This window comes from Pseudomonas sp. A-RE-22 (genome assembly GCF_019956035.1).
In the GTDB taxonomy this organism is placed as follows: Bacteria; Pseudomonadota; Gammaproteobacteria; order Pseudomonadales; family Pseudomonadaceae; genus Aquipseudomonas; species Aquipseudomonas brassicacearum.
In genome coordinates, this window is sequence record NZ_JAHBCZ010000066.1 from 137,496 (window position 1) to 162,212 (window position 24,717).

27 protein-coding genes are annotated in these 24,717 nt (G+C 59.7%); 17 read left to right on the top strand and 10 right to left on the bottom strand.

Going from position 1 to position 24,717, the window contains the following annotated elements; translation table 11 throughout:
• The first annotated feature begins 3 nt into the window (after window positions 1-3).
• From KGA89_RS26260 to KGA89_RS26300, 9 genes are all read left to right on the top strand, one after another.
• Window positions 4-1,119, top strand: a complete 1,116-nt coding sequence (locus KGA89_RS26260) for a phage baseplate assembly protein (protein ID WP_223472896.1) — start codon at window positions 4-6, stop codon at window positions 1,117-1,119.
• Complete coding sequence (locus KGA89_RS26265) at window positions 1,116-1,622, top strand: phage baseplate assembly protein V (protein WP_223472897.1); 507 nt, start codon at window positions 1,116-1,118, stop codon at window positions 1,620-1,622. Before KGA89_RS26260 ends, KGA89_RS26265 begins: the two co-directional genes overlap by 4 nt.
• A complete protein-coding gene (locus KGA89_RS26270; RefSeq protein WP_223472954.1) occupies window positions 1,622-2,020 on the top strand; it encodes a phage GP46 family protein in 399 nt (132 codons plus the stop codon). Before KGA89_RS26265 ends, KGA89_RS26270 begins: the two co-directional genes overlap by 1 nt.
• Window positions 2,010-3,047, top strand: coding sequence for a baseplate J/gp47 family protein (locus KGA89_RS26275; protein ID WP_223472898.1), 1,038 nt, complete (start codon window positions 2,010-2,012; stop codon window positions 3,045-3,047). The genes KGA89_RS26270 and KGA89_RS26275 overlap by 11 nt, the downstream gene beginning before the upstream one ends.
• Entirely contained in the window at window positions 3,038-3,637 is a 600-nt protein-coding gene (locus KGA89_RS26280; protein WP_223472899.1) for a YmfQ family protein, read from the top strand. Before KGA89_RS26275 ends, KGA89_RS26280 begins: the two co-directional genes overlap by 10 nt.
• Before the next feature lie 10 nt (window positions 3,638-3,647).
• Entirely contained in the window at window positions 3,648-4,613 is a 966-nt protein-coding gene (locus KGA89_RS26285) for a hypothetical protein (RefSeq protein ID WP_223472900.1), read from the top strand.
• Entirely contained in the window at window positions 4,610-5,107 is a 498-nt protein-coding gene (locus KGA89_RS26290; RefSeq protein WP_223472901.1) for a hypothetical protein, read from the top strand. Before KGA89_RS26285 ends, KGA89_RS26290 begins: the two co-directional genes overlap by 4 nt.
• Before the next feature lie 92 nt (window positions 5,108-5,199).
• The gene (locus KGA89_RS26295; protein WP_223472902.1) at window positions 5,200-5,733 is read left to right on the top strand and encodes a glycoside hydrolase family 19 protein; all 534 of its coding nucleotides are present in this window, start codon (window positions 5,200-5,202) and stop codon (window positions 5,731-5,733) included.
• Window positions 5,730-6,251, top strand: a complete 522-nt coding sequence (locus KGA89_RS26300; protein WP_223472903.1) for a DUF2514 domain-containing protein — start codon at window positions 5,730-5,732, stop codon at window positions 6,249-6,251. Before KGA89_RS26295 ends, KGA89_RS26300 begins: the two co-directional genes overlap by 4 nt.
• A 14-nt stretch (window positions 6,252-6,265) precedes the next feature.
• Here KGA89_RS26300 and KGA89_RS26305 read toward each other — a convergent pair whose 3' ends face one another.
• From KGA89_RS26305 to mnmC, 8 genes are all read right to left on the bottom strand, one after another.
• Window positions 6,266-8,290 carry a hypothetical protein gene (locus tag KGA89_RS26305; protein WP_223472904.1) on the bottom strand — a complete coding sequence of 675 codons (2,025 nt, stop codon included), beginning with the start codon at window positions 8,288-8,290 and terminating at the stop codon, window positions 6,266-6,268.
• Window positions 8,291-8,561: 271 nt separating this feature from the next.
• A complete protein-coding gene (locus tag KGA89_RS26310) occupies window positions 8,562-8,780 on the bottom strand; it encodes a hypothetical protein (protein ID WP_223472905.1) in 219 nt (72 codons plus the stop codon).
• 17 nt (window positions 8,781-8,797) lie between these two features.
• Window positions 8,798-9,001: a helix-turn-helix transcriptional regulator gene (locus KGA89_RS26315; protein ID WP_223472906.1), complete on the bottom strand. Its 204-nt coding sequence runs from the start codon at window positions 8,999-9,001 to the stop codon at window positions 8,798-8,800.
• A 10-nt stretch (window positions 9,002-9,011) separates the two neighbouring features.
• Window positions 9,012-9,263 carry a hypothetical protein gene (locus tag KGA89_RS26320; protein ID WP_223472907.1) on the bottom strand — a complete coding sequence of 84 codons (252 nt, stop codon included), beginning with the start codon at window positions 9,261-9,263 and terminating at the stop codon, window positions 9,012-9,014.
• 19 nt (window positions 9,264-9,282) lie between these two features.
• Entirely contained in the window at window positions 9,283-9,663 is a 381-nt protein-coding gene (locus tag KGA89_RS26325; RefSeq protein ID WP_223472908.1) for a hypothetical protein, read from the bottom strand.
• A gap of 263 nt (window positions 9,664-9,926) precedes the next feature.
• Window positions 9,927-10,112: a hypothetical protein gene (locus tag KGA89_RS26330; protein WP_223472909.1), complete on the bottom strand. Its 186-nt coding sequence runs from the start codon at window positions 10,110-10,112 to the stop codon at window positions 9,927-9,929.
• Window positions 10,113-10,123: 11 nt separating this feature from the next.
• Complete coding sequence (locus KGA89_RS26335; RefSeq protein WP_223472910.1) at window positions 10,124-11,407, bottom strand: hypothetical protein; 1,284 nt, start codon at window positions 11,405-11,407, stop codon at window positions 10,124-10,126.
• 454 nt (window positions 11,408-11,861) lie between these two features.
• Complete coding sequence (mnmC, locus tag KGA89_RS26340) at window positions 11,862-13,844, bottom strand: bifunctional tRNA (5-methylaminomethyl-2-thiouridine)(34)-methyltransferase MnmD/FAD-dependent 5-carboxymethylaminomethyl-2-thiouridine(34) oxidoreductase MnmC (RefSeq protein WP_223472911.1); 1,983 nt, start codon at window positions 13,842-13,844, stop codon at window positions 11,862-11,864.
• A 150-nt stretch (window positions 13,845-13,994) separates the two neighbouring features.
• On the opposite strand from mnmC, the gene pap reads away from it, so the two are divergent.
• Together pap and KGA89_RS26350 are read left to right on the top strand one after the other, a co-directional pair.
• Window positions 13,995-15,512 (top strand): polyphosphate:AMP phosphotransferase, encoded by a 1,518-nt coding sequence (pap, locus tag KGA89_RS26345; RefSeq protein WP_003199196.1) that lies wholly within the window; start codon window positions 13,995-13,997, stop codon window positions 15,510-15,512.
• Between the two features lie 103 nt (window positions 15,513-15,615).
• Window positions 15,616-16,800 carry a thiolase family protein gene (locus KGA89_RS26350; protein ID WP_223472912.1) on the top strand — a complete coding sequence of 395 codons (1,185 nt, stop codon included), beginning with the start codon at window positions 15,616-15,618 and terminating at the stop codon, window positions 16,798-16,800.
• Between the two features lie 175 nt (window positions 16,801-16,975).
• On the opposite strand, the gene KGA89_RS26355 is transcribed toward KGA89_RS26350, so the two are convergent.
• A complete protein-coding gene (locus tag KGA89_RS26355; RefSeq protein WP_003199200.1) occupies window positions 16,976-17,173 on the bottom strand; it encodes a DUF6316 family protein in 198 nt (65 codons plus the stop codon).
• Window positions 17,174-17,363: 190 nt separating this feature from the next.
• On the opposite strand from KGA89_RS26355, the gene KGA89_RS26360 reads away from it, so the two are divergent.
• A complete protein-coding gene (locus KGA89_RS26360) occupies window positions 17,364-18,326 on the top strand; it encodes a DMT family transporter (protein WP_223472913.1) in 963 nt (320 codons plus the stop codon).
• A 187-nt stretch (window positions 18,327-18,513) separates the two neighbouring features.
• Here the strand turns inward: KGA89_RS26360 and KGA89_RS26365 are convergent, their stop codons facing one another.
• The gene (locus tag KGA89_RS26365) at window positions 18,514-19,908 is read right to left on the bottom strand and encodes a class II fumarate hydratase (protein WP_223472914.1); all 1,395 of its coding nucleotides are present in this window, start codon (window positions 19,906-19,908) and stop codon (window positions 18,514-18,516) included.
• Between the two features lie 191 nt (window positions 19,909-20,099).
• On the opposite strand from KGA89_RS26365, the gene KGA89_RS26370 reads away from it, so the two are divergent.
• From KGA89_RS26370 to KGA89_RS26390, 5 genes are all read left to right on the top strand, one after another.
• On the top strand, window positions 20,100-20,627 hold the full coding sequence (locus KGA89_RS26370; protein ID WP_003199204.1) for a DUF2059 domain-containing protein: 528 nt from the start codon (window positions 20,100-20,102) through the stop codon (window positions 20,625-20,627).
• A gap of 12 nt (window positions 20,628-20,639) precedes the next feature.
• Window positions 20,640-20,939 (top strand): BolA family protein, encoded by a 300-nt coding sequence (locus KGA89_RS26375; RefSeq protein WP_003199206.1) that lies wholly within the window; start codon window positions 20,640-20,642, stop codon window positions 20,937-20,939.
• Window positions 20,940-21,256: 317 nt separating this feature from the next.
• Window positions 21,257-22,198, top strand: coding sequence for a rhodanese-related sulfurtransferase (locus KGA89_RS26380; protein WP_003199207.1), 942 nt, complete (start codon window positions 21,257-21,259; stop codon window positions 22,196-22,198).
• A gap of 36 nt (window positions 22,199-22,234) precedes the next feature.
• The gene (locus tag KGA89_RS26385; RefSeq protein ID WP_172436066.1) at window positions 22,235-22,837 is read left to right on the top strand and encodes a DsbA family protein; all 603 of its coding nucleotides are present in this window, start codon (window positions 22,235-22,237) and stop codon (window positions 22,835-22,837) included.
• Window positions 22,830-24,656 carry an ABC transporter ATP-binding protein gene (locus KGA89_RS26390; protein ID WP_223472915.1) on the top strand — a complete coding sequence of 609 codons (1,827 nt, stop codon included), beginning with the start codon at window positions 22,830-22,832 and terminating at the stop codon, window positions 24,654-24,656. Before KGA89_RS26385 ends, KGA89_RS26390 begins: the two co-directional genes overlap by 8 nt.
• Window positions 24,657-24,717: the final 61 nt, after the last annotated feature.

A 24,717-nucleotide genomic window follows, 5' to 3' on the forward strand; every position in this document is an offset into this window, starting at 1 on the left:
TCCATGGCTGAAGATCAAAACACCGTCAGCCTCACGGTTGACGGTCTGGACTATTCCGGCTGGAAATCGGTGGAGATCACCGCGGGACTAGAGGATCAGGCCCGATCGTTCACGCTCAGCATCACCTGGAAGTGGCCGGGGCAGGACGTCGCGGTGCCGATCCGGCAGGGCGCAAAGTGTCAGGTACGTATCGGCGATGACCTGGTGCTGACCGGCTGGGTGTTTTCCACGCCTATCAGTTACGACCACGAACAGATCACCACCACCATCAGCGGGCGTTCGTTGACGGCGGATCTGGTGGACTGCGCTGCCGTGAACAAGCCAGGGCAGTGGAACAACCAAAGCGTGCTGACCATCGTCAAGGCGCTGGCGGCGCCTTATGGGATATCCGTGCGCAGCGAGATTCCCGAGGGTGCCAAGCTGTCGGACCACACCATCGAGCCTGGCGAGACCGCTTTCGAATCCATTGACCGCTTGCTGACACTGTTTCGGGTGTTCTCCACCGACGATGCGCGGGGAATGGCTGTGCTGGCGCGGCCAGGCAGTGAAGGGAGGGCTTTCGATCATTTGGAGGTCGGCAAGAACATCCTCACCGGCGGCGCGCCGCTGGATTTCTCCGGTGTGTTCTCCGAATACCAGGTGCTCGGCCAGCGCTCGGGCACAGACGATGAGTTTGGGGAGGCGGCTGCAGAAGTGTCGGCGGTGCTTACCGATGATCGGACGACCCGTAAGCGTGTGCTGATCATCCAAGAGTCGGGCCAGATGACCAACGAGCTTGCCCAGGCCCGGGCCAATTGGGAGCGCGGGACGCGCATGGGCAAAGCCCTGGCTACCACCTACACGGTTCAGGGCTGGCGACAAACCAACGGCGCGCTATGGAAGCAAAACACCCTGGTACGGGTGATCGATCCGATCATCGGCTTTGACCGGTGGATGCTGATCGCCCGGGTGACTTACACGCTCACCGACGCCGGCATGATCACGAAGATGGAAGTTGGCCCGCCGGACAGTTACGAGCCGGAACCGCACGACCCGCACAAGAACCGCAAATTGAAGAAGGGCGGCAAGGCCGACAACTTCGAATACCTGATCCCTGCGGACTACGAGCCAAAACAATGACCGTGAAAAACATGCTGGCCCGCGGCACCGTGGTGCTCGTCGATGCCCTGAAGAAAATGCAGTCCCTTCAAATGCGACTCACCGCCGGCGAACTGAAGGACAACGCCGAGCACTTCGAGCCCTATGGCTTCACCAGCAACCCGCTGGCCGGCGCCGAAGTGCTCACAGCCTTCATTGGTGGCGATCGCTCGCACGCGGTCGTGCTGGTTGCTTCTGACCGCCGGTACCGCATCCAGGAGTTGGAGCCTGGCGAAGTGGCGATCTACACCGACGAGGGTGACCGGATTCATTTCAAGCGTGGCCGGGTTATCGACATCGAAACCGAGACGCTGAACATCAAGGCCAGCGTTGCGGTGAACTTCGAAACGCCGACCATCACCCAGTCGGGCAAGATCGTGTCGCAAGGCGACCAGGTGGCCGGTGGCGTCAGCCAAATCAGCCACGTTCACACCAGCACACAGCCGGGTAGCGGCCAGAGCGGTGCACCCGCGCCGGGGGCATGATGATTATTCCGAGCACTGTCGAGGCCGCGCTGATTCGCGCCGTGGTGATCAGCCTGTACACCTGGCGCCGGGCCGAAGCCGACGATCCGGTGGACGACGACGAGCTGTACGGCTGGTGGGGCGACAGCTACCCCGTGTCTACCGATGACCGTATCGGTTCCCGCCTGTGGCTGCTGCGCCGCGTGAAGCTCACAGACGCCACCCAGCGAGATGCCGAGTACTACGCCGCCGAGGCGCTTCGCTGGCTCATCGATGACGGCCAGGTCCTGGACGTTGCAATCAGCAGCGCCCGGGCCGACATCAACCGATTGAACCTGGGCGTCGTGCTCACGCTGACCACCGGCGCCAAGCTTGAAATCCAACCCACCCCTTCCTGGCAGGTGATCTATGCCGTTTGAAACGCCATCGTTGCCGGTGCTGGTCGATCGCACTCAAAGCGACCTGACCAGCGATGCGCTGCGCCGCTCCGACGCCCAAGTGCTGGCCCGTACGTTGGCCGGCACTGCCTACGGCCTGTACGGCTATCTCGACTGGATCGTCGAGCAAATCCTGCCCGACCGTGCCGATGAAGAGACGCTGGAGCGAGTCGCCCAGCTGCGCCTGGGCCAGCCCCGTAAGCCCGCCCAATCCGCCGAAGGCTCTGTCAGCTTCCAGGCGGCTGCTGGCGCCTTGCTCGACGCTGACGTAGTGCTTCAGGCCGGTGATGGTCGGAGCTATCGCGTCACTGCTGGCGTAACGACAGTCGCCGGGCTGAACACCGCCACCATCGCCGCCGTGGATGCTGGGACGCTGGGCAACGCAGACGCCGGGCTATCTCTGAGCCTGGTGCAGCCCGTGTCTGGCGTGACCAATGCCTTTACCGTGCTCACACCAGGTCTGATCGGCGGCATCGCTGAAGAAAGTGTCGAGGCGCTACGCGCGCGAGTGGTCAGGTCCTATCGCGTAATACCGCACGGCGGCTCGGCGGATGATTATGAAACCTGGGCGCTTGAAGTGCCGGGTGTGACCAGGGCGTGGTGCCGAGGCAATTACCTTGGCCCCGGCACCGTGGGTTTGTTCGTCATGCGTGACGAAGACCTGGACCCGGTACCCACCCCCTCGCAATTGGCCGAGGTGAAGGCCTACATCGAGCCGCTGCGACCCGTTACAGCAGAGCTATACGTCCTGGCCCCTGTACGGGTGCCAGTGGCGTACAGCATCCACCCGGTGCCGGACACCACGGCAGTGCGCGCGGCGATCATGGCCAACCTGATCGACCTGCACGACCGTGAGGCGGGGCTGGGGAGCACTCTGTTGATCAGCCACATCCGTGAAGCCATCAGCGGGGCGGCGGGGGAAACCGACAACAGCTTGACCCTGCCGGCAGCAAACGTCACCGCCGGCGCCAATCAGCTACTGACCTTTGGGGGCATCACATGGCTGTAGCGCGCACCGCCGAGCAGTACCGGCTGCAGCTTCGTGGCCTGCTGCCCCGGGGCCCGGCCTGGGATCCGGAACTGGTACCGGAAATTGACCTGGTGTTGTCAGGGGTGTCGGTCGAGTTTTCACGCCTCGATGCCAGGGCTGTGGATCTGCTCAACGAGATGGATCCGGCCGGTGTCAGTGAGCTGGTGCCGGACTGGGAGGCCATCATGGGCCTGCCTGACCCATGTCTGGGACCCAATCCTGCGTTTGAAGATCGACGGATTGCGGTGCGTCGCCGGTTGGTCGAGGTGGGCGGACAGAGCCGTGCATATTTCATTGAGATCGCCGTAAGCCAGGGCTACCCGAACGCCACGATCACCGAACATCGAGCCCCGCGCTTTGGGCGTGCTCGTTTTGGCTCGGCGCACTTCGGCACCTGGAACGCACAGTTCATGTGGACGCTCCACACCGGTGGCAGGCAGCGCCAAGGCCGCCGGTTCGGCGTGAGCTACTGGGGCGAGCGCTTCGGTGCGAACCCAGGCAATCCGCTCGAATGCACCATCCGGCGTCCAGCGCCGGCGCACACAGTTGTGCACATCAATTACGACTGAGGGTAATAGCGTGGATTTTCCAAAAAGTGTTCCCAGCGTCGGGCTGGTAGCTGGCAAGTTTGTCGACGAGGATCCGGTTCTCGGCACGCCTGGGTCATTGATCCCCGCCCAGTGGGGCAATGGCGTCACGTTGGAGGTGCTCAACGTGATCCAGGCGGCAGGGCTTGTCCCTGACGAAGGCAATAACGCCCAGATGCTGGCATCCATTCGCCAGCTAGCAGCATCAGGCCCGAGCATTCAAGGGGCATTTAAAAATCTCAAGAGCTCAGCTACCGGCACCAGCGCTTCGGTAACGATTGCAGCCGACGAGATAATCGTTAGGAACTCTTCCGGCCAATATCAGATCCTGTCCTCCGTCAGTGTTACGGCCAGCACCACAGGCACTTTGGTTAATGGTCTGGACGCCGGCACCATCGCGGTATCCACCTGGTACAGCGTGTGGGTGATATGGAACGGCACGACTACAGCGGGCCTGCTGTCGCTTAGCGCAACGGCGCCGACTATGCCATCTGGCTATACGCACAAAGCTCGGGTCGGCTGGATTCGTACAGATGCTACAGCCAACAAGTACCCGTTGTCGTTTACACAGAGCGGCAAGAGCGTCCAATACAAGGTGGCAACCGGCTCGAACGTGACAGCCCTCCCGCTGCTGGCCAATGGAACGGCTGGTTCTATTACCACACCGCCTACGTGGGTGGCAGTTGGTATTTCGAACATTGTTCCGCCAACTGCCAGCAGAATAAAGCTATATGGGACAAATACGACCGCAAGCGCGGGAACGATTATCTCAGCGCCAAACAACAGCTATGCAGGAACAGCGACTGGTACACCGCCACCACTGGTAATGTCGAACGTAGGTAGCAGCCCAAACAGCGTTTATTGTGAGTTTGTTATTGAATCAGTGAACATATATTGGGCTAGTAGTGGCAGCGCTGCCCAAAGCCTAATTTGCCTTGGGTGGGAGGATAGTTTATGAACGGAGGATATATTTTCGAATGCTGGCCGGGCACAGAGCTCCTGAAATCATGGGCCACCATCGACGATCAGATGAATACACCCGAAGGCTGGTACTTCATGGCGTTAGAAGCCGGTCCGCCGGGGCAGGCGGTGGAGAGCCCTGCTAAGCAGGAGTCCGACGCAATCACGATGCTTGACGCGAAGCAGCGGCAGGCGACATTGCAAATCAGCGCTTTGCAGTCACGGATTGACGCAATCAACTATTTGATAAATACGAGTAATCCAGACCACGCTGACTATCTTGTGCCAGATGATCCGGATTATATGGAACCAACTGAGGCGGAGCTTGAAGAGCTCCAGGTACGCAAGGCACAGCTTAAAAGCTGGAACATCTATCGTGGCAAACTAGGCCGAGTGACGACCTTGCCTGGCTGGTATCAAAACCCAGCTTGGCCGGTAGCTCCAACACCTTATACCTCCGAAATGTCGGAATCAGTGCCGGAAACGGCCTGATTGCCTTAGCACTCTACCCGGCCGCGAAAGCGGTTTTTTTGTGTCTGCGAATTGCCCGTCCAGTGCGGGTTTTTCGTGCGTGGAGCTCAATCATGCCCATCACCGCGCAGCAACTGCTGCAAATCCTCCCGAACGCCGGCGCCAAAGCCGTCGTTTTTGCGCCGGCGCTGAATACGGCCATGGGTCGCTACCAGATTGTCGGCCTGCAACGCGTAGCGGCCTTCATCGCCCAGATCGGCCATGAGTCTGGCCAGCTGCGCTACGTTCGTGAATTGTGGGGGCCAACCCCCGCCCAGGCTCGCTATGAGGGCAGGGCAGACCTCGGCAATGTCATGCCGGGCGATGGCTTCAGGTTCCGAGGGAGGGGCCTGATCCATATCACCGGCCGGGCGAACCACGCCGAGTGCGGCGAAGCCCTGGGCCTGGACCTGATCAGCCATCCGGAGTCGCTGGAACATCCTGAATGGGCAGCAAAGTCGGCGGCGTGGTTCTGGTCCACTCGAGGGCTGAATACCCTGGCGGACACCGGTGCCTTCGACAAGATCACCAGCAGGATCAACGGTGGCCAGAACGGCGCCGAAGAACGGCGAAAACTGTATGACCGAGCGCTGGAGGTGCTGGCATGACTCCCATCTGGCCGCGAGTCCTTCCTTATATCACCGCCCTGGCGCTGATGGGTGGGGCACTGTTTGGCACCTATCACCACGGCCTATCGGTGAAGGATGCCGAGTGGCAGGCCGAGTGGGATAAGCGCGATACCCGGGACGCCCAGGCCAAGAATGACAACGAGACCGCCGAGCGCGCCAAAGAACAAGCCCGCCAACAATCAATCAATAAGGCGATTCAGGATGGACAACAGATCATTGATCGTGCGACTGCTGATGCTGATGTTGCCCGCGCTTCTGCTGGCAGCCTGCAGCTCGAAGTCGACAAGCTTGCCAGTCGACTCACAGCCAGCCAGGGCGGCGGCCATTCCTGCACTGCCGCCGCAAGCCAGGCAGCTACCCGCGCCGTCCTGGTGCTTGCCAACGTGTTCAAGCGCGCTGACCAGAGAGCGGGAGATCTGGCGGGATATGCTGATCAAAGCCGGGGCCGTGGAGTGACCTGTGAGCAGGCATTTGATGGACTGTCGAGCGGAAACTAAAGATCAATGCGCCATCAATACGAGGCTGTACTGGCAGGCGCTGGCTCGAGCAGAAGAAGGGTACCAAGATCGTTCGTGGCACTGACCGGATATTTCGATAGGAGCTTTGCATCATCGAGCTGCGCCAAGGTCTGCGAAGAAGGGCCGACTCCCAGATATATACACTTTAACTGGTTGCTGAGCGCTCCAGCCATGAGGGCGTCAAGATCGCTCTGTAGCAGGGTTTCGATCATGCCTGGGCCTGGCAGGGGAGATGCGGTTTGAAGCTCTGCGTGATAGATGGCTTGGCGCTGGGCCAATATCAGGCAGTCTCGTCCATTGTTAGTTGAGCGAAGGAATGCCAGCTCGTTGTCCACGACAGGATCTCTAGACTTCTGAAAATCTTTGAGGTTATTGATACCTGCAGTGACCAAATCTCCAGCCGAAAAGGCCAGTGTCACAGTGCCGAGGCTGACGAAGATGAGAAAAGGTAGGGCCAGTAAGCTCGATATTGGTGATGTCGAACGCTCGCGTATTGAACGAAGAATCAGGTCGGTCAGAATTGCGCCAATTATCAGCGCGGGCCACAGGACCATCATCAGGCAGAAGATATGGGATCGACCTTGGTAGTACGTAAAAAGTCCAAGGCCCATTAACGCAGCACAGAAGAGCACGTCGTAAACATGGCTATCGATGTGTCTGCGCCATGCCGACAATGCTGCCACAGCCGCCGCGGCATATATAACCAAGATTATTTGCCAAGGATGGAATGCTTGCGGCATTGGCAGCATCATAAACCCTGACCCGTAGAACAGTTTCTGGGAGGCGATTGCTTCTTGGATCCCGAGTGGTCCCCCAGCCTTGATTCTCAAGGCAATCATCAGGGCACCAAAAGTCAGAGCCGCAAAAGATGAAAAGCCCATGACGGGAAGCAATACCTTCCATCTCAATGGCTGCGTGAAAAAGGGTTTGACCAGCAGTGTTGCACCAATCGAAACCAACACTGGAATCCCAGAATCAAAATTCCAAAATATTGCAATGCCAGAAGCAACGCCCAGCACCGCAAGACTCGCGCGTGAGGGGTTCATGCAATAGCGGGCGAACAAAAGTAACGCCACGGCTGGGCAAATAAAGCGAATCGGGTAGTACTGCAGATAGATTTCCTGTGCAATACCGTTCAGGTAAAGAAATAGACTTGTGGATATCAGCAGGCATACGAACGTCATAGCCCTGAGAAGGCTATTGCGCACGTGCATGTACAGAATTGCCGCAATACACGTCAGTCCGACGACTTGGAGGATGATAAAAAAAGTGTTGACAGAGAAAACACTGATACCGACGATTTTAAATATCGGCGCTATTAGCTCCGGGAAGAGCCCATATTGCGATGGAAGGTCGCTGAGCAATGTCTTCCCCGCAACGACTTGAGTCAGGGCATAGGTAGCGGCGTCATAACTAACCGACCACTGGGCCGCGAGCGTAACCATGTGATCAGAAGCGAGCCTGTAAGGGGCTATCTGGAAAACCAGCGCCGCGGCGCAGGCTGTTCCAATGGTTAAGGTCATGGACGAATAGCGCGCCTTGCCGCCCATCCAGCTTTGCAGAAGCACGAATGCCGATAGCAGCAGGGCCAGAGCCAGCATTACCGTCCGGCTCGCATTCGATACGCTAAGCGGAAAGAACAGCACGTTGACGAAGTCCGATGCGATGAACGGGGTCACCAGTATGGCGCTCAGCGAAACAGCCAAGAGCCGCCGAATCAAAGGGCTCGGATTGAAGCCTCGGAGGAACTTGGCAGCCGCGACCAGGCCGATCGGACCGAGCGCAGCGAGCATGATGAAGACTGTTTTTTCCACTGGCTCGGGGTTCAGCTGAGAAGGTGTCTTGATGCGCTCGGCCGCAAACACGGGCACCTGAGCATTACTTCCTATTTGAAAGTACGTAGCCAGTGCGCTCAATGCAAGGGAAGCAAGTATCACGCATGCGACAAAACCGATTAGGCCGAGCATCTGACCAGGGATGACATCATGTCTTGCCTGGGTAAAGGCATTCTTGCTCATTAATAAAGCGCCCCGGTGGCGGTGGGTCAATGAAGGGGGGCAATTCAAACATACCCACCGCTACGTTCGCCATCAATACAAGAGCCTTGTGCCGGCTGGGCTGATTGCGCTGCAGGCATGCCAAGCCTATGTCAGAGCACTGAATCAGCCATAGGCCTGATCAGCTCCGCCCCCTGGTTGCACATAATAAAAAGCCTGGCATTGGGCCAGGTCCTTGATGCACGTTACCACGCCGTTGGGCTGAGTTCATTGTGCTGGATGTGCGATGAGATCAGTGGAGCACGGAGGAAAAAAGCACCCTGGCGGCCTCGTCCAGCTGCTTCTCGATCTCAATCAGCTCGGCTTCTTTGACACCAATCACGCTTTTGTAAATGCAGGCCATGAGTCGCATTAGCTCAAGGTCTGAAATATTCGCGAGATCATCTTTTAGGTCGGGGCGCTCGCTGAGTAGCAGCGCTCGCATTTCTTCTGCGGATTTCGACTTCTCCATGCCTATCCCTCCATCGCTCAACTCGATTTTAGCCTATGAGAATGTGGGGCAATGGCCGCTGATCGCCAAGCTGGCTGAGGGGGGCCTATCCTAATTTGCTTTGGAATGGTGCCTTCCCTGATGCGGCGGTAAACCGTGTTGCGGCCGAGGCCGGTGACGTGAAGTACCTCGTTGAGGCGCATGAAACGATCGATGCTGTCCGTCCCCGCTTTGCTCGGCATGGGGTTCTCTTCAGCTTAGACCAATGAGCTTCGGCGGCGCCTGGCGCTTCCGGCCTGGCTTCTGCCCCTTGTTCTCGCCGTCACGGCAGGCACGCAGGAATTCCTTTACGTCATCCTTGAGCCAGCAATGCCTGGCACCCATCTTGAATCCCTTCGGCAGCCAGTCCACGCCGCGGCGGATCCCCTCTCTTACCGAGGCTTCAGTTCGTCCGAGCATTTTTCCTAAGCCTGCTACGTATACGACCTCGCACTCTTCATTCACAAGGAGCCTCCTGGGAATACTAGGCTTTCGATTGGGTTTTTCGTTTCGGTTTTCCCAAGACCATCTCTAGCGCCTTCTCAAACTCTTGCTTTATCTTCGCCTGAGAGATCACGGACTGACTGGTCAAGTGATGCGGTCTTCGCGAGCTTGATGGAGCATCTGTTCCGGAACGTTGCGCTAACGAACCATTCGACGTCCGTTTATCAATAGCGTTGGCGGCAATATATGCATCGGCCCACGCGTCAAGCTCCAGGCGATCAAACCCAACGCCCTGTTTGCCTATCGGGAACTCACGCACGTTTGGCCGCACTGTCTTATTGAATTCATCCCGGCACATACCCAGATAGGCTGGCGCTTGAAGAAATCTAAGGATTCGGGGTTGAACAAGTGGTTTGGTCATGGACGCACGCTTTCACGCTTTATGGGAAGGTACGGCCCGCTCTTGCTGCGCAGCGAGCGTCGGTTCGATTGGATGAACTGGGGCCGTACCTGCAGGGAAGCCTAGCAGGCGATGGAATGGCTCGCCAATTGAGGTCTTAGGAAGATCGAGGTGTGACTCATGAGGAGGATTTTGCGTGGTGGCGTTGCTAGCGCGTTGTCGTGTCACTTGATTAGCCAAGCCAAGATAAAAAACCGCTGAGACAGCGGTTTTTTCTACAAAAATCAGGCGCAATATGCAGACAGAATCTCTTGAGGGCTTGGCTTTGTGTCCAGACGTTTGAGCAGCATCTCGTAATGTCGATTTTCTTCAAGCGGTGCTGGAGAAATCTGCTGATTCTCACTCTGCAGCGATGCGCGGGCACTCGAGAGCAGCTCTTCGTGCTTTTGAGCGTTGTGTAGAAAGCTCATTGCATGCTCCATTATCGGCTCCTTTTGAAAAAACGCGGGTTGAGTTCTGGTTTGAAATAGTGCTTCCGGTCGATCCAGACGAATCCATCATGCTTACTGATGATCGCAACGTCGATCGGGCCTGAGACAGATTCGCTAGGTTTGGTGACCCGTTCCTTGAGCGATTCTAGCTCAATGAGGCTTTTGGCCAAGCCTGCCATATCTGGTAAAGGTAGCGAATGTATAATGTTCGACAAAGGAAAGAAATGCTGGTTTCGTATTTTGTGGAACCATTTGTCTGTGTGACCATCTCTAGCTTCCTTGACTAGCTCCCCCAGACGCTCAGGATCCAGCGCGTCCGGGGTGCCACACTCCTCCATGACCTTACGTCCGAAATCGGCTAGAGCTAGACTGGTAGAGTCGAATACCGCACCAAAGACATCAGGGGCGACCCCCATGCGGAACGTGTCGATCATACTGGTGGTCGCAAACGGCTGAATCACCGCGGGGGATTCAGCATCCATATTCCTCGGATCCTGCCGAGCGAAGATCAAACGGTCCCCTAAAAATCCGTAGCATTCAAAAACTTCTAGAGATGGGTAGTAATCATCTTTTCCGTACCCCGCGATCACTACGCCTGTCAAATCTGAGAAATTTATAAAATCTTTAACTGCGTACTTTATTAAGGTGTTGACAAATTTTGCCACCAAAGGAGCACGGTCAGGTTTGTTCTGAAAAATAATTAATGACTCAGGTGCAGCTTCAATGAAGGATGCGGAGCTTTTGGCGATAGCGTTAGCTATGTCGACCTCTGTAATTAACGGGTGAAGGGGGAGCCCTTCAACAATCGCCTCGATAATGTCGAGTGTTTGGTCCAGCTGCTCAACGGAGAGCCTTGAAAGATCTGCGAGACTTTCCAATCCATTTTGATCCGAAACCATTTTCTGCATCCGATAAGCTGCAGAGCCAATCAGATTGAACAGTGCCTGATTGCGAGCCTGCTCCGAAAAAAGCTTTTCATGATGCTCAATAAAATCAAAGAAACGATTGGGATAGGCTTCTAACCGATCGTGCTGCTCTTCCCCTAGGTCGTCTCTAAACGATTTAATTGCAAGCTCCCATGGGACTCCTTGCAGGGAGGCAGATCCGTAGATCATCAAGCCTACTGGCGCGGACCGAGAAAGCTCGAACAACTTATTGGCACCCTTGAAGTATCGGCGTTCCTGCTGCCCATCCTTCCAAGAGGTAACTGTCGTCGCGCTGTCTGCCGCGAGAACTACCGCTGTGCGACTCATAATTGCAATTTCAGCTGTCATTGATACCCTCGTTGAACCGCGCAGGTTCTGGCCCATAGGCTATACGTAGTATCGCTGATGATAGCTGGCGGCCATCAAATCGCCAACGAGCTAACCGTTGGTGACCCTGCCAGATTAAAAAGGACGTAATACGCGACGATCTGACAACGCACCTGTACCACTTTTCGTACCAATCTAGCGTTTTAGAGGGGGGGAAAGGGGAGCAACGTCCCCCTGAAACCCTTTGAAATCCCCAGCTTCAATACTCCAGCTAATCCGCACATAAGTCCTTACCGGTTTTTCCGTTGGGGAGGGGTCAAGCCGCACCCGCCAAAAGGGCGGGTACCCTGAAACTGACCGGAGGGATTGCTGTGAGTTTTAGATCGATGCGTTATAAGCCGGCCCGTGGGGGGCTGGTCTGCCACGGGATTTCAAAGATGGGCGAACAGGATTTGTGGTGAGCCATCCATCTGTGTCAGGCCTTGCCCCGAATCAATGCCCGCAACGCAAACCGGTTCGGATGGCAGGCCTCGGCCACGCTGCGGGGCAGTGGCAGGGGTTCGTTGTCCAGCCAGGCAGCGATCAGTTCGCCCGACAGCGGGGCGGTGATCAGGCCTCGGGAACCGTGGCCGCTGTTGATGTACAGGCCATCGAGCCACGGGCAGGGGGCGTCCGGTACTTGGCGGGCATCTTTGCCCAGGGCCGCATAGGTCTCGGTAAAGGCTTGACGGTCGGCCAATGGTCCGACAATCGGCAGGTAATCCGGGCTGGTGCAACGGAACGCCGCGCGGCCTTCGAGGCGTTCCGGGTCCAGGCTGCCGGCGTTCAGGCGGTCCACCAGGTCCAGGGAAATTTCTTCAAGCATCTGCAGGTTGCCGGCATGCTCGGCGGCCGTGGGCGTCAGGTCGTCGCTGTTGAAATCGAAACTGGCGCCCAGGGTGTGCTCGCCCAGCCGCGGCGGGGCCACATAACCTTCGGCACAAACCACGGTCGCCAGGCTCTGGCTGCGGGTGGTTTGCGGCAACCGGGTGATTTGCCCGCGAATACGCTTGAGCGGCAAGTCGGCGGCCGCTTCGAAACGTTTGATCTCGGCGGCGCTGGCGAGGATCGCCACCGGCGCGCTGGCCAGGCAACGTTCGCCGTCCCACGCCTGCCACTGGCCGTCCACGCGGCGCAGTTGCAGCACTTCATGATGGGGCTGCACGTCAATCGCCGGCCCTGAGGCTTGCCAGCGACACAACGCCGGTGGATGCACCCAGCCGCCCTCGGGATAAAACAGACCACCACAGGCCAGGTCGATACCGGACCGCACCTGCGCCTCGGACTGATCGAGGGTATGCAGCAAATCCCTTGGGAACGCCTCGGCCAGTTGCGCCTGACGCTCGGCTTCCTTGCTGTTGAAGGCCAGTTGCAAGACGCCGCAGGCGTCCCAGTCAGTGCCGCGTTGCAGTTGCTCCAGCACGCGCCGGGTGTAGCCGAAGCCGCTGAGGATCATCTGTGACAACGCCGTGCCGTGGGCCGACAGCTTGAGATACAGCACGCCCTGGGGGTTGCCGGAAGCTTCCTCGGCCAACCCGGCATGACGCTCCAGCAACGTTACCTGCCAGCCACGTGCGGCGAGGCTGGCAGCGCTGGCACAGCCGGCCAGGCCGCCGCCGATCACCAGTGCCCGGCGCTCGCCGGTCAGCGCGGCGGGGCGGGCGTACCAGGGTTTTGCCGGGGCCGGGGCCGGTGTCTGCTCCGGCCAGCCGAGAAACACACCGCGCAGGATTTCCCACTTGTGGCCGATGCCCGGCGTGCGCTTCATCTTGAAGCCCGCCGCGTTCAGCAATCGCCGGACCCAACCGGTGCTGGTGAAGGTGCTGAGGGTGGCGTCGGGTGCGGCCAGCCGGGCCAGTTCGGCGAACAGCTCGGCGGTCCACATCTCGGGGTTCCTGGCCGGCGCGAAACCGTCGAGGAACCAGGCGTCGATCTGACCGTCCAGCTGCGGCAACTGCTCCAGGGCATCGCCGATCAACAGGGTCAGCGTCACCCGTCCGTCCGCCAGGACCAGGCGCTGGAAGCCCTGGTGGATCGCCACGTACTGCTCAAGCAATTGCTCCGCCTGAAGACTCAGTTGCGGCCACAAGGCCAGGGCCCGGCCCAGGTCCTGGGGGTTCAAGGGGTACTTCTCGACACTGACGAAATGCAGCCGGGCGCCTGCCGGTGCGCACTGTTCGAACAGTTGCCAGGCACAGAGGAAATTCAAGCCGGTGCCAAATCCGGTTTCGCCGATCACCAGCCGCCCGTCATCGGCCAGGGCCGCGAAACGCTCGGCCAGGTTGTTCTGCTCAAGGAACACATAACGGGTTTCTTCCAGCCCCGACTGGTCGGAAAAATACACATCGTCGAACACCCGCGAACGCGGGCGACCCTGATCATCCCAGTCGAGTTGGGCGTGTTGCTGGATGGGCGTCATGGCTGGCTCGGTCAAAACTGAGCGGCCATTCTAGCCGATCGGTATCGGCTTGCTTGACCCATCGCAACAGAGCGCGCATCTGGATGGAATCTGCTGCACAGGGCCGCATCCAATCCGCTAGTCTTGGCCCATCCCCGGAAGGAGCTGCCCATGTTTGAATCCGCTGAAATCGGTCACGCCATCGATAAAGAAACCTTTGAGGCCGAAGTGCCGGCCCTGCGTGAAGCGTTGTTGGAGGCGCAGTTCGAGTTGCAGCAGCAGGGCCGGTTTCCGGTCATCGTGCTGATCAATGGCATCGAAGGTGCGGGCAAGGGCGAGACGGTGAAGTTGCTCAACGAGTGGATGGACCCGCGGCTGATCGAAGTGCGCACCTTCGACCAGCAGACCGACGAGGAACTGGCGCGGCCTCCAGCGTGGCGCTACTGGCGGATGCTGCCGGCCAAGGGGCGCATGGGGATTTTCTTCGGCAACTGGTACAGCCAGATGCTGCAAGGCCGAGTCCATGGCGAGTTCAAGGACCCACGGCTCGACCAGGCGATTGCCGGTGCCGAGCGCCTGGAAAAAATGCTCTGCGACGAAGGCGCGCTGATCTTCAAGTTCTGGTTCCACCTGTCCAAGAAACAGATGAAGGCCCGGCTCAAGGGGCTCAAGGATGACCCACTGCACAGCTGGCGCATCAGCCCGCTGGACTGGCAGCAGTCCCAGACCTACGACAAGTTCGTCAAATACGGTGAGCGCGTGCTGCGCCGCACCAGTCGCGATTACGCGCCGTGGCATGTGATCGAAGGGATGGACAGCTGTTATCGCAGCCTCACCGTCGGACGGATCCTGCTCGACGGCTTGCGCCAGGCCCTGGACCGTCCGAAGGTCAAACCGCAAAAGGTCGGCGTGGCGCCGCTGCCCGCGCTGGACGGCCAGGTCACGCTGCTCGACAGCTTGGATATGACCCTGCGCCTGGACAAGGCCGATTACGAAGAACAGCTGATCACCGAGCAGGCGCGGTTCGCCGGCCTGCTGCGGGACAAGCGCATGCGCCAGCATGCCTTGGTGGCGGTGTTCGAGGGCAATGATGCGGCAGGCAAGGGCGGGGCGATCCGGCGGGTCGCGGCAGCCCTGGACCCGCGTCAATACAGCATCGTGCCGATTGCCGCGCCCACTGAAGAAGAGCGCGCCCACCCCTACATGTGGCGGTTCTGGCGGCATATTCCCGCGCGGGGCAAGTTCACCATGTTCGACCGCTCCTGGTACGGCCGGGTGCTGGTGGAGCGGGTCGAAGGGTTTTGCAGCCAGGCCGACTGGCTGCGGGCCTATGGAGAAATCAACGATTTCGAGGAGCAGGTCGCCGATGCCGGCTTAGTGGTGGTCAAGTTCTGGCTGGCCATCGACAAGGAAACCCAGCTGGAGCGTTTCCAGGAGCGCGAGGACATTCCATTCAAGCGCTTCAAGATCACCGAGGACGACTGGCGCAACCGCGACAAGTGGGACGCTTACCGCGCGGCGGTGTGCGACATGGTCGACCGCACGAGCACCGAGATTTCCCCTTGGACATTGGTGGAAGCCAACGACAAGCGCTGGGCGCGGGTCAAGGTGTTGCGTACTCTCAACCAGGCGCTGGAGGCGGCTTTCGAGCGGAGTGCAAAGCAGGCTCGCAAGAAAAAGAAGGGCTAGGGCGATGGGTGCGCATACGCGGGGTGAATGATTGTCGCGGTCGGTTATGCAGTGGATTTATGCTCGATTCACTCTCAACCGACTACAACAATGAGGTACAGCCATGCGTGAAGTGGTGATCGTCGACAGCGTACGGACCGGCCTGGCCAAGTCCTTTCGCGGCAAGTTCAACATGACCCGTCCAGACGACATGGCGGCCCATTGTGTCGATGCCTTGCTGGCGCGCAACGACATCAATCCGGCCAGTGTCGAGGACTGCATCGTCGGGGCCGGGTCCAATGAAGGCGCCCAGGGCTACAACATCGGGCGCAACGTGGCGGTGCTCTCGAGATTGGGCACCGGCACCGCCGGCATGACCCTCAACCGCTTCTGTTCCTCGGGCCTGCAAGCCATTGCCATCGCCGCCAACCAGATCGCTTCCGGTTGCAGCGACATCATCGTGGCGGGCGGCGTGGAATCCATCAGTCTGACGATGAAAAGCGTCAACACCGACAATCTGATCAACCCGCTGCTCAAGGAGCAGGTGCCCGGGATCTATTTCCCCATGGGCCAGACGGCCGAGATCGTTGCCCGTCGTTACCAGGTCAGCCGCGAGGAACAGGACCGCTACGCCTTGCAGAGCCAGCAGCGCACCGCCAAGGCCCAGGCGGCCGGGTTGTTCGATGACGAAATCATCCCGATGGCGGTCAAGTACCGGGTCGAGGACAAGAACACTGGCGCTGTCCAGATCCTCGACGGTGTGGTCGATCACGACGATTGCAACCGTCCGGACACCACCTACGAAAGCCTGGCCGGCCTGAAACCGGTATTCGCCGAAGACGGTTCGGTGACGGCGGGCAACTCGTCGCAGTTGTCCGACGGGGCCTCGATGACCTTGGTGATGAGCCTGGAAAAAGCCCTGGCGCTGGGGCTCAAGCCCAAGGCGTTTTTCCGCGGCTTCACCGTGGCCGGTTGCGAGCCGGACGAGATGGGCATCGGCCCGGTGTTTTCAGTGCCCAAGCTGCTCAAGGCCAAGGGCTTGCAGATCGCCGATATCGACCAGTGGGAACTCAACGAGGCCTTTGCTTCCCAGTGCCTGTACAGCCGCAACCGGTTGGAAATCGATCCCGAGAAATACAACGTCAACGGCGGCTCGATCTCCATCGGTCATCCGTTCGGCATGACCGGCTCGCGGCAAGTGGGGCACCTGGTGCGCGAGCTGCTACGACGCAACCTGCGCTATGGCATCGTGACCATGTGCGTGGGCGGCGGGATGGGGGCTACGGGGTTGTTTGAGGCGGTGAGATAACCGGGCGCTGACGAGGGGATTATTTATGGCAAGGGGATTTGTCTCTGTGGGAGCAAGGCTTGCCCGCGATGAAGTTGATGCGGTCTCTCAAACCGAGGTGTCTGCATCGCGAGCAAGCTTTGCTCCCACAGGTAAATTCCCTTGCCACAAGGAGCTGCGCCAGCCGTGAGAGTGTTTAGCTGGCAACCTGAGTCAACTGCTGCATCCGCTGGATATACGCTTCTATCTCCACTTCCGCCGCTTCGCGGGTGGCGAACGGACCCTCTTGGGTGCCCTCACGTGTATTGAAATAAAACTCGCCGTTAACCCGGCAGATCCGGTCACTGCGAAAAATAGTCGTGGGGGCGGGATCCAAGGCGCGTTTTCCAAGCATGTCGGGTCTCCAGAGTGCAGCGAGGTCTGTTTCAAATGAGCATATGTGTTGTCCCAGATTCCCGCCTGTCCAACCGATCGACGGCTACGACCCCTACAATCCCATGGGCGGCCTCTGCCCAACTGTCCCTGTGTCGTGGCGCAATAGACGCCTAGAATGGACGTCCTTTGTCTTGGGCTTCGAGGGTTGCATGCACATATCGTCCGGTCGCTGGGTCTACGGCCTGTTCCTCGCCCTGTTGACTGCCCTGCTATGGGGAATCCTGCCGATCAAGCTCAAGCAAGTGCTGCAAGTGATGGATCCGGTCACCGTGACCTGGTTTCGCTTGCTGGTGTCCGGCGGTTTGCTGTTCATCTATTTGGCCGCCACCCGGCGCCTGCCCAGTCACAAGGTCCTGGGCCCACGGGGCGGCTGGCTGGTAGCGATGGCGGTGCTCGGGCTGGTGGGCAACTACGTGTTGTACCTGATGGGCCTGAACCGCTTGAGCCCCGGCACCGCACAACTGGTGGTGCAGATGGGGCCGATCATGTTGCTGGTCGCCAGCCTGTTCGTGTTCAAGGAGCGTTTCAGCGTGGGGCAGGGCATCGGCCTGCTGGTGTTGCTGATGGGTTTTACGCTGTTTTTCAACCAGCGCCTGGGCGAGTTGCTGACGTCCCTGAGCGACTACACCGCCGGGGTCCTGATGGTGTTGCTGGCGTCGACGGTCTGGACGTTTTATGCCCTGGGCCAGAAGCAATTGTTGACGGTGTGGAATTCGTTGCAGGTGATGATGGTGATCTACCTGTTCTGCGCGTTGCTGCTCACGCCCTGGGTGCATCCGTTGGAGGCGCTGCAATTGAGCCCGTTGCAAGGCTGGCTGTTGCTCGCATGCTGCCTCAACACCCTGATTGCCTATGGCGCGTTTGCCGAAGCCTTGGCCCATTGGGAGGCGTCGCGGGTCAGCGCGACACTGGCGATCACGCCGCTGGTGACGTTCGCCGCAGTGGCGACGGCGGCTTGGTGGTGGCCTGATTATGTCCATGCCGAGCAGATCAATCTGCTGGGGTATGGCGGGGCGGTGCTGGTGGTGCTGGGGTCGGCGCTGGTTGCCCTGGGGCCGTCGCTGATCGCCGGGCTCAGGGCCCGGCGCGAGCGTTTGGCTGTCGGGCGTTAGCCCGCTGTGGGAGCGAGCCTGCTCGCGATGGCGACCTGTCAGGTAATAGAAATGTCGAGCCTGCCGGCCTCATCGCGAGCAAGCTCGCTCCCACAGTGATCTTCAGTGGACGCAATATTGCGCTCCACACAGACCCCTTGTGGGAGCGAGCTTGCTCGCGATAGCGGCCTATCGATCAACGCAAAACTCAGCCCTGGCTACCGGCCTCCAGCATATTTTCCGGCCTTACCCAGGCATCGAACTCTTCATCGGTCAGGTACCCCAGTTGCAGCGCCGCCTCACGCAGGGTCAAGCCTTCGCCGTAGGCTTTCTTGGCGATTTCCGCAGACTTGTCGTAGCCGATGTGCGGGTTAAGCGCAGTCACCAGCATCAACCCACGCTCCAGGTGCGCGGCCATCTGCTCGGCATCCGGCTCGAGCCCTGCGATGCAGTGCTGCTGGAAGTTGCTGCAGCCATCGGCCAGCAGGCGAATCGATTGCAGCAGGTTGTGGATGATCACCGGTTTGAACACGTTCAACTGCAAATGCCCCTGGCTGGCGGCAAAACCGATGGTCACGTCGTTGCCCATGACCTGGCAGGCTAGCATCGACAAGGCTTCGCACTGGGTCGGGTTGACCTTGCCGGGCATGATGGAACTGCCCGGTTCGTTGGCCGGCAGTTTCACCTCGGCGAACCCGGCCCGTGGTCCGGAGCCCAGCAGGCGCAGGTCGTTGGCAATCTTCATCAAAGTCACGGCGAGGGTTTTCAGCGCGCCGGACAGGGACGTCAGGGGTTCATGGCCGGCCAGTGCGGCAAACTTGTTCGGCGCGGTGACGAACGGCAGGCCCGACAGCGCCGCCAGTTCAGCGGCAATCGCTTCGCCGAAACCATGGGGTGAATTGAGCCCGGTGCCGACCGCGGTGCCGCCCTGGGCCAGTTCGCAGACCGCCGGTAGCGTGGCGCGGATCGCCCGTTCGGCGTAATCGAGTTGAGCAATGAACGCCGACAGTTCCTGGCCAAAAGTGATTGGCGTGGCATCCATCATGTGGGTTCGGCCGGTCTTGACCAGTTTCATGTGGCGCGCCGCCAGTTCCGCCAGGCCACCGGAAAGCTCGCTGATGGCCGGAAGCAATTGCTGGTGGACGGCCTGGGCGGCGGCAATGTGCATCGCAGTGGGGAAGCAGTCGTTGGAACTCTGCGAGCGGTTGACGTGGTCGTTGGGGTGTACCGGGCTCTTGCCACCACGGGGGTTGCCGGCCAGTTCGTTGGCGCGCCCGGCGATCACCTCGTTGACGTTCATGTTGCTCTGGGTTCCGCTGCCGGTCTGCCAGACCACCAGTGGAAACTGGTCGTCATGCTGGCCGGCCAGCACTTCGTCGGCGGCCTGTTCGATCAGGCGGGCGATGTCGGCGGGGAGGTCGCCATTGCGATCATTGACCCGCGCGGCGGCTTTCTTGACCAGTGCCAATGCGTGCAACACCGACAGGGGCATGCGTTCGTTGCCAATGGCGAAGTTGATCATGGAACGCTGCGTCTGGGCGCCCCAGTAGGCGTCGTCCGGGACTTCAACCTGGCCAAGGCTGTCGGTTTCGATACGGCTCATCGGGTCAAACTCCTTAAGGGCTGAATGCGCAGTTTAGGCCCAGATGGGCGGCACCGGTTCCCTCAATCTAGGAGCGATGGGTTCGGCCCGTCAATCGGACCCGGCAAGCATCGGGGTTGAGGCCCAGCGTTTTTTAGGCGCAGAATGGTCGCCCTTGGGGTTTTACCTCGCCTGTAATGAAAGGAAACTCGATGACCCGTCTTCGTGCCATCTGTACCGCAGTTGCTCTGGTGTGTGCCAGCGGCCCTGTTTTCGCCGATACCGCCAGCCACAACGCCAGCGCCGAAGCGTTCCTGACCCTGGCGCACGCTGACAAACTGGGCACTCCGGTATACATGCAAGTGCAGCAGATGTTTGCCCAGCGCTTTGAACAGACCAAGGCCCCTGAGTCGAAAAAAGCCACCCTGGAAACCTACCAGGCCAAGGCCAATGCCGCGTTGGACCAAGCCATCGGCTGGAACAAGCTCAAGCCGGACATGGTCAAGCTCTACACCAGCAACTTCAGCGAATCTGAGCTCAAGGACCTGGTCGCTTTCTATCAATCGCCACTGGGCAAGAAAGTCCTGGAAAAAATGCCGCAGCTGACCCAGCAATCGGCCCAACTGACCCAGGCCAAGCTTGAAAGCGCGGTACCGGTGGTCAACAAGCTGCTGGCGGACATGACGGCCGAGCTCGAGCCAAAAGGCGCCGCCCCTGCCCCTGCCAAGAAAAAGCCGTAAGCGGAGCCTGGTATGAGCATGCAACAACGCATCGAATCGACACTCGGGCTCTTGCAGCCCGAGTATTTGCAAGTGCTGGATGAAAGCCACATGCACAGCCGTGGCCTGCAGACCCACTTCAAGGCCGTGGTGGTCAGCCAGCAGTTCGAAGGGCTCAATCGCGTCAAGCGCCACCAGAAGGTCTACGGCACGCTGGGCGAGCTGATGGGTGAGTTCCATGCGTTGGCGCTGCACACCTACACCCCCGAAGAATGGGCGCAGATCGACGCGGCCCCGGCTTCGCCGACGTGTGCCGGTGGCAGCAAGCACTGATTGGGCTGCGGTGGATGGCAAAGCCTTGAGTTTGTGGGAGCAAAGCCCTATGGGAGTGAGCACCTGTGGGAGCAAAGCTTGCTCGCGATGAAGTTGATGCGGTCTCTCAAAAACCGAGGTGTCCGCATCGCGAGCAAAGCTTTTCTCCCACAGGGCCTTGCTCCCACAGAGTGATCCTCACGGCACTGTTGCGCACAGCAATCGCTGTCTGCACCCCTCCTGTTTTTTGTTAGAATCCGCAACGCGCCGCTCACTCGGCGCGTTTTTTTTCGCATCCGGTTCACCCTTTACGAGGGTAGCCACCTGGAGAAACACCCATGGCACAACCCATTGTCGTGGCGGCACTGTATAAGTTCGTCACCCTGGAAGATTATGTCGAGCTGCGTGAGCCCTTGCTCAAGGCCATGCTCGACAACGGCATCAAAGGCACGTTGCTGATCGCCGAAGAAGGCATCAACGGCACGGTCTCCGGCACTCGCGAAGGCATCGACGGCCTGCTGGCCTGGCTCAAGAACGATCCGCGCATGATCGACATCGACCATAAAGAGTCGTACTGCGATGAGCAGCCGTTCTACCGCACCAAGGTCAAGCTCAAGAAAGAAATCGTCACCCTCGGCGTCGAAGGCGTAGACCCTAACAAGCAGGTCGGCACTTATGTCGAACCTCAGGACTGGAACGCGCTGATCAGCGATCCGGAAGTGTTGTTGATCGACACCCGTAACGATTACGAAGTGTCCATCGGCACCTTCGAGGGCGCCATCGACCCCAAGACCACCAGCTTTCGTGAATTCCCTGAGTACATCAAGGCCAACTTCGACCCGGCCAGGCACAAGAAAGTCGCGATGTTCTGCACCGGCGGCATTCGTTGTGAAAAAGCCTCCAGCTACATGCTCGGCCAGGGTTTCGACGAGGTCTATCACCTCAAGGGCGGCATCCTGAAATACCTCGAAGAGGTCCCCCAGGAAGAAACCAAGTGGCGCGGCGACTGCTTCGTGTTCGACAACCGCGTGACTGTTCGCCACGACCTCAGCGAAGGGGACTACGATCAATGTCACGCTTGTCGTACCCCGGTAAGCGTAGAAGACCGCGCCTCGGAGCACTATGTGCCTGGCATCAGTTGCCCGCATTGCTGGGATAAACTGAGCGAGAAGACCCGTCGCAGCGCCATCGACCGGCAGAAGCAGATCGAGTTGGCCAAGGCTCGCAACATGCCGCACCCGATCGGCTACAACTACAAGCAAACATCTTCCGAGGCTTGAACCATGGCGTCACGCCTGCTCTATGTGATGGACCCGATGTGCTCCTGGTGCTGGGGCTTTGCGCCGGTGGCCGAGGCGTTGGTAGAGCAGGCGCATGCCGCGGGGGTGGAGTTGCACCTGGTGGTGGGCGGTTTGCGCACCGGCAGCGGGTCGGCGCTGGAGCCGACCACCCGGCGCTACATTCTTGAACACTGGCAGGCCGTTACCCAGGCCACCGGCCAGCCCTTCAAGCTTGAAGGCGCATTGCCGGACGGTTTTGTCTACGACACCGAGCCTGCCTGCCGGGCACTGGTGACGGCCCGCAGCCTGGCCCCGGACCTGGCCTGGAAGTTGGTGAAGCTGATCCAGCAGGCTTTTTATGTGCAAGGCCGCGACGTGACCCACGCCAGCGTGCTGGTGGAGTTGGCCGAACAGGCCGGGCTGCCCCGCATCGAATTCGCCGCGGCCTTCGACCGCGCCGACCAACATGCGGCCACCGCTGCGGATTTCACCTGGGTACAGGACCTGGGCATTGCCGGATTCCCCACACTGTTGGCCGAGCGTGATGGGCAGTTGGCCTTGCTGACCAACGGTTACCAGCCCCTGAGCCAACTGTCGCCTTTGCTGGGCCGCTGGCTGGAGCGCGCGACCTGTGCCTGACCGGCCGCCAGATACATCGGCCTCGCAGCGCATCGACCGGTTGAGTTGGGCGGAAATCCGTCGCCTGGCCCTCAAGCATAAAAAAGCCCTGTGGATCGCCAACGGCGTGGCCGTGCTGGCGACGCTGTGCAGCGTGCCGATCCCGTTGCTATTGCCGTTGCTGGTGGATGAAGTCCTGCTGGGGCATGGCGATGCGGCCCTGAAAGTCATGAACCAGGCGTTGCCCATGGGCTGGCAGCGCGCGGCCGGCTACATCGGGCTGATGTTGCTGGTAACCCTGGCCCTGCGCTGTGGCGCATTGCTGTTCAACGTGGTGCAGGCGCGCTTGTTCGCCCGGTTGGCCAAGGACATCGTCTATCGCATTCGCATCCGTTTGATCGAACGTCTCAAACGAATTTCCCTGGGCGAATACGAAAGCCTGGGCAGCGGCACCGTGGCGGCCCACCTGGTCACCGACCTCGACACCCTGGACAAATTCATCGGCGAAACCCTCAGTCGTTTCCTGGTGGCGATGCTGACCCTGGTGGGCACCGCCGGGATCCTGGTGTGGATGCACTGGGAGCTGGCGCTGCTGATCCTGCTGTTCAATCCGCTGGTGATCTACGCCACGGTGCAGTTGGGCAAGCGGGTCAAGCACCTCAAGAAACTGGAGAACGACAGTACCTCGCGGTTCACCCAGGCCTTGACCGAAACCCTGGATGCCATCCAGGAAGTGCGCGCCGGTAACCGCCAGGGTTACTTCCTTGGTCGCTTGGGAGTGCGTGCCAAGGAGGTCCGTGATTACGCCGTGAGTTCGCAGTGGAAGACCGACGCCTCGAACCGCGCCAGTGGTTTGCTGTTCCAGTTCGGCATCGATATTTTTCGCGCGGCGGCCATGCTCACCGTGGTGTTTTCCGACCTGTCCATCGGCCAGATGCTGGCGGTCTTCAGCTACCTCTGGTTCATGATCGGGCCGGTCGAGCAACTGTTGAACCTGCAGTACGCCTATTACGCTGCCGGCGGTGCCTTGAGTCGAATCAATGAACTGCTGGCCCGGGCCGATGAGCCCCAGTACACGGGCGTTGTCGATCCGTTCAAGGGTCGTGACACCGTGGGCATCGAGATTCAGGGGTTGAGTTTCGGCTACGGCGAGGAGCTGGTGCTCAACCAGTTGAACCTGTCCATCTCGCCGGGCGAGAAAGTCGCTATCGTCGGGGCCAGCGGCGGCGGCAAGAGCACCCTGGTACAGCTGTTACTGGGGCTGTACACGCCACAATCGGGCAGCATTCGTTTCGGTGGCGCCACGCAACAGGAGATCGGCTTGGAGACCATCCGGGAGAATGTTGCGGTGGTGTTGCAACATCCGGCGCTGTTCAACGACACGGTGCGGGCCAACCTCGCCATGGGCCGTGAGTGCAGTGACGACGACTGCTGGCGGGCTCTGGAAATCGCCCAGCTCGATGCCACCGTACGGGCGCTGCCCCAGGGCCTGGAGAGCGTCGTTGGACGTTCCGGGGTGCGGCTTTCGGGCGGACAGCGTCAACGGCTGGCTATCGCTCGCATGGTATTGGCCGATCCGCGGGTGGTGATTCTCGACGAAGCCACCTCGGCACTGGACGCTGCCACCGAGTACAACCTTCACCAGGCATTGGCGCGTTTTTTGAGCGCACGCACCACGCTGATCATCGCCCACCGGCTCTCGGCGGTGAAGCAGGCCGATCGGGTATTGGTGTTCGACGGTGGGCAAATCGCCGAAGACGGCGACCATTTGCAGCTGATTGCCGAAGGTGGCCTGTACGCCCGACTCTATGGTCATTTGCAACAGATTCAGCAGCCTTGAGTTTCTAGCGCTTTTCTGCGCTTAGTATCGGAAAAAAAGCAGGCAAACACGCCGATTTTTC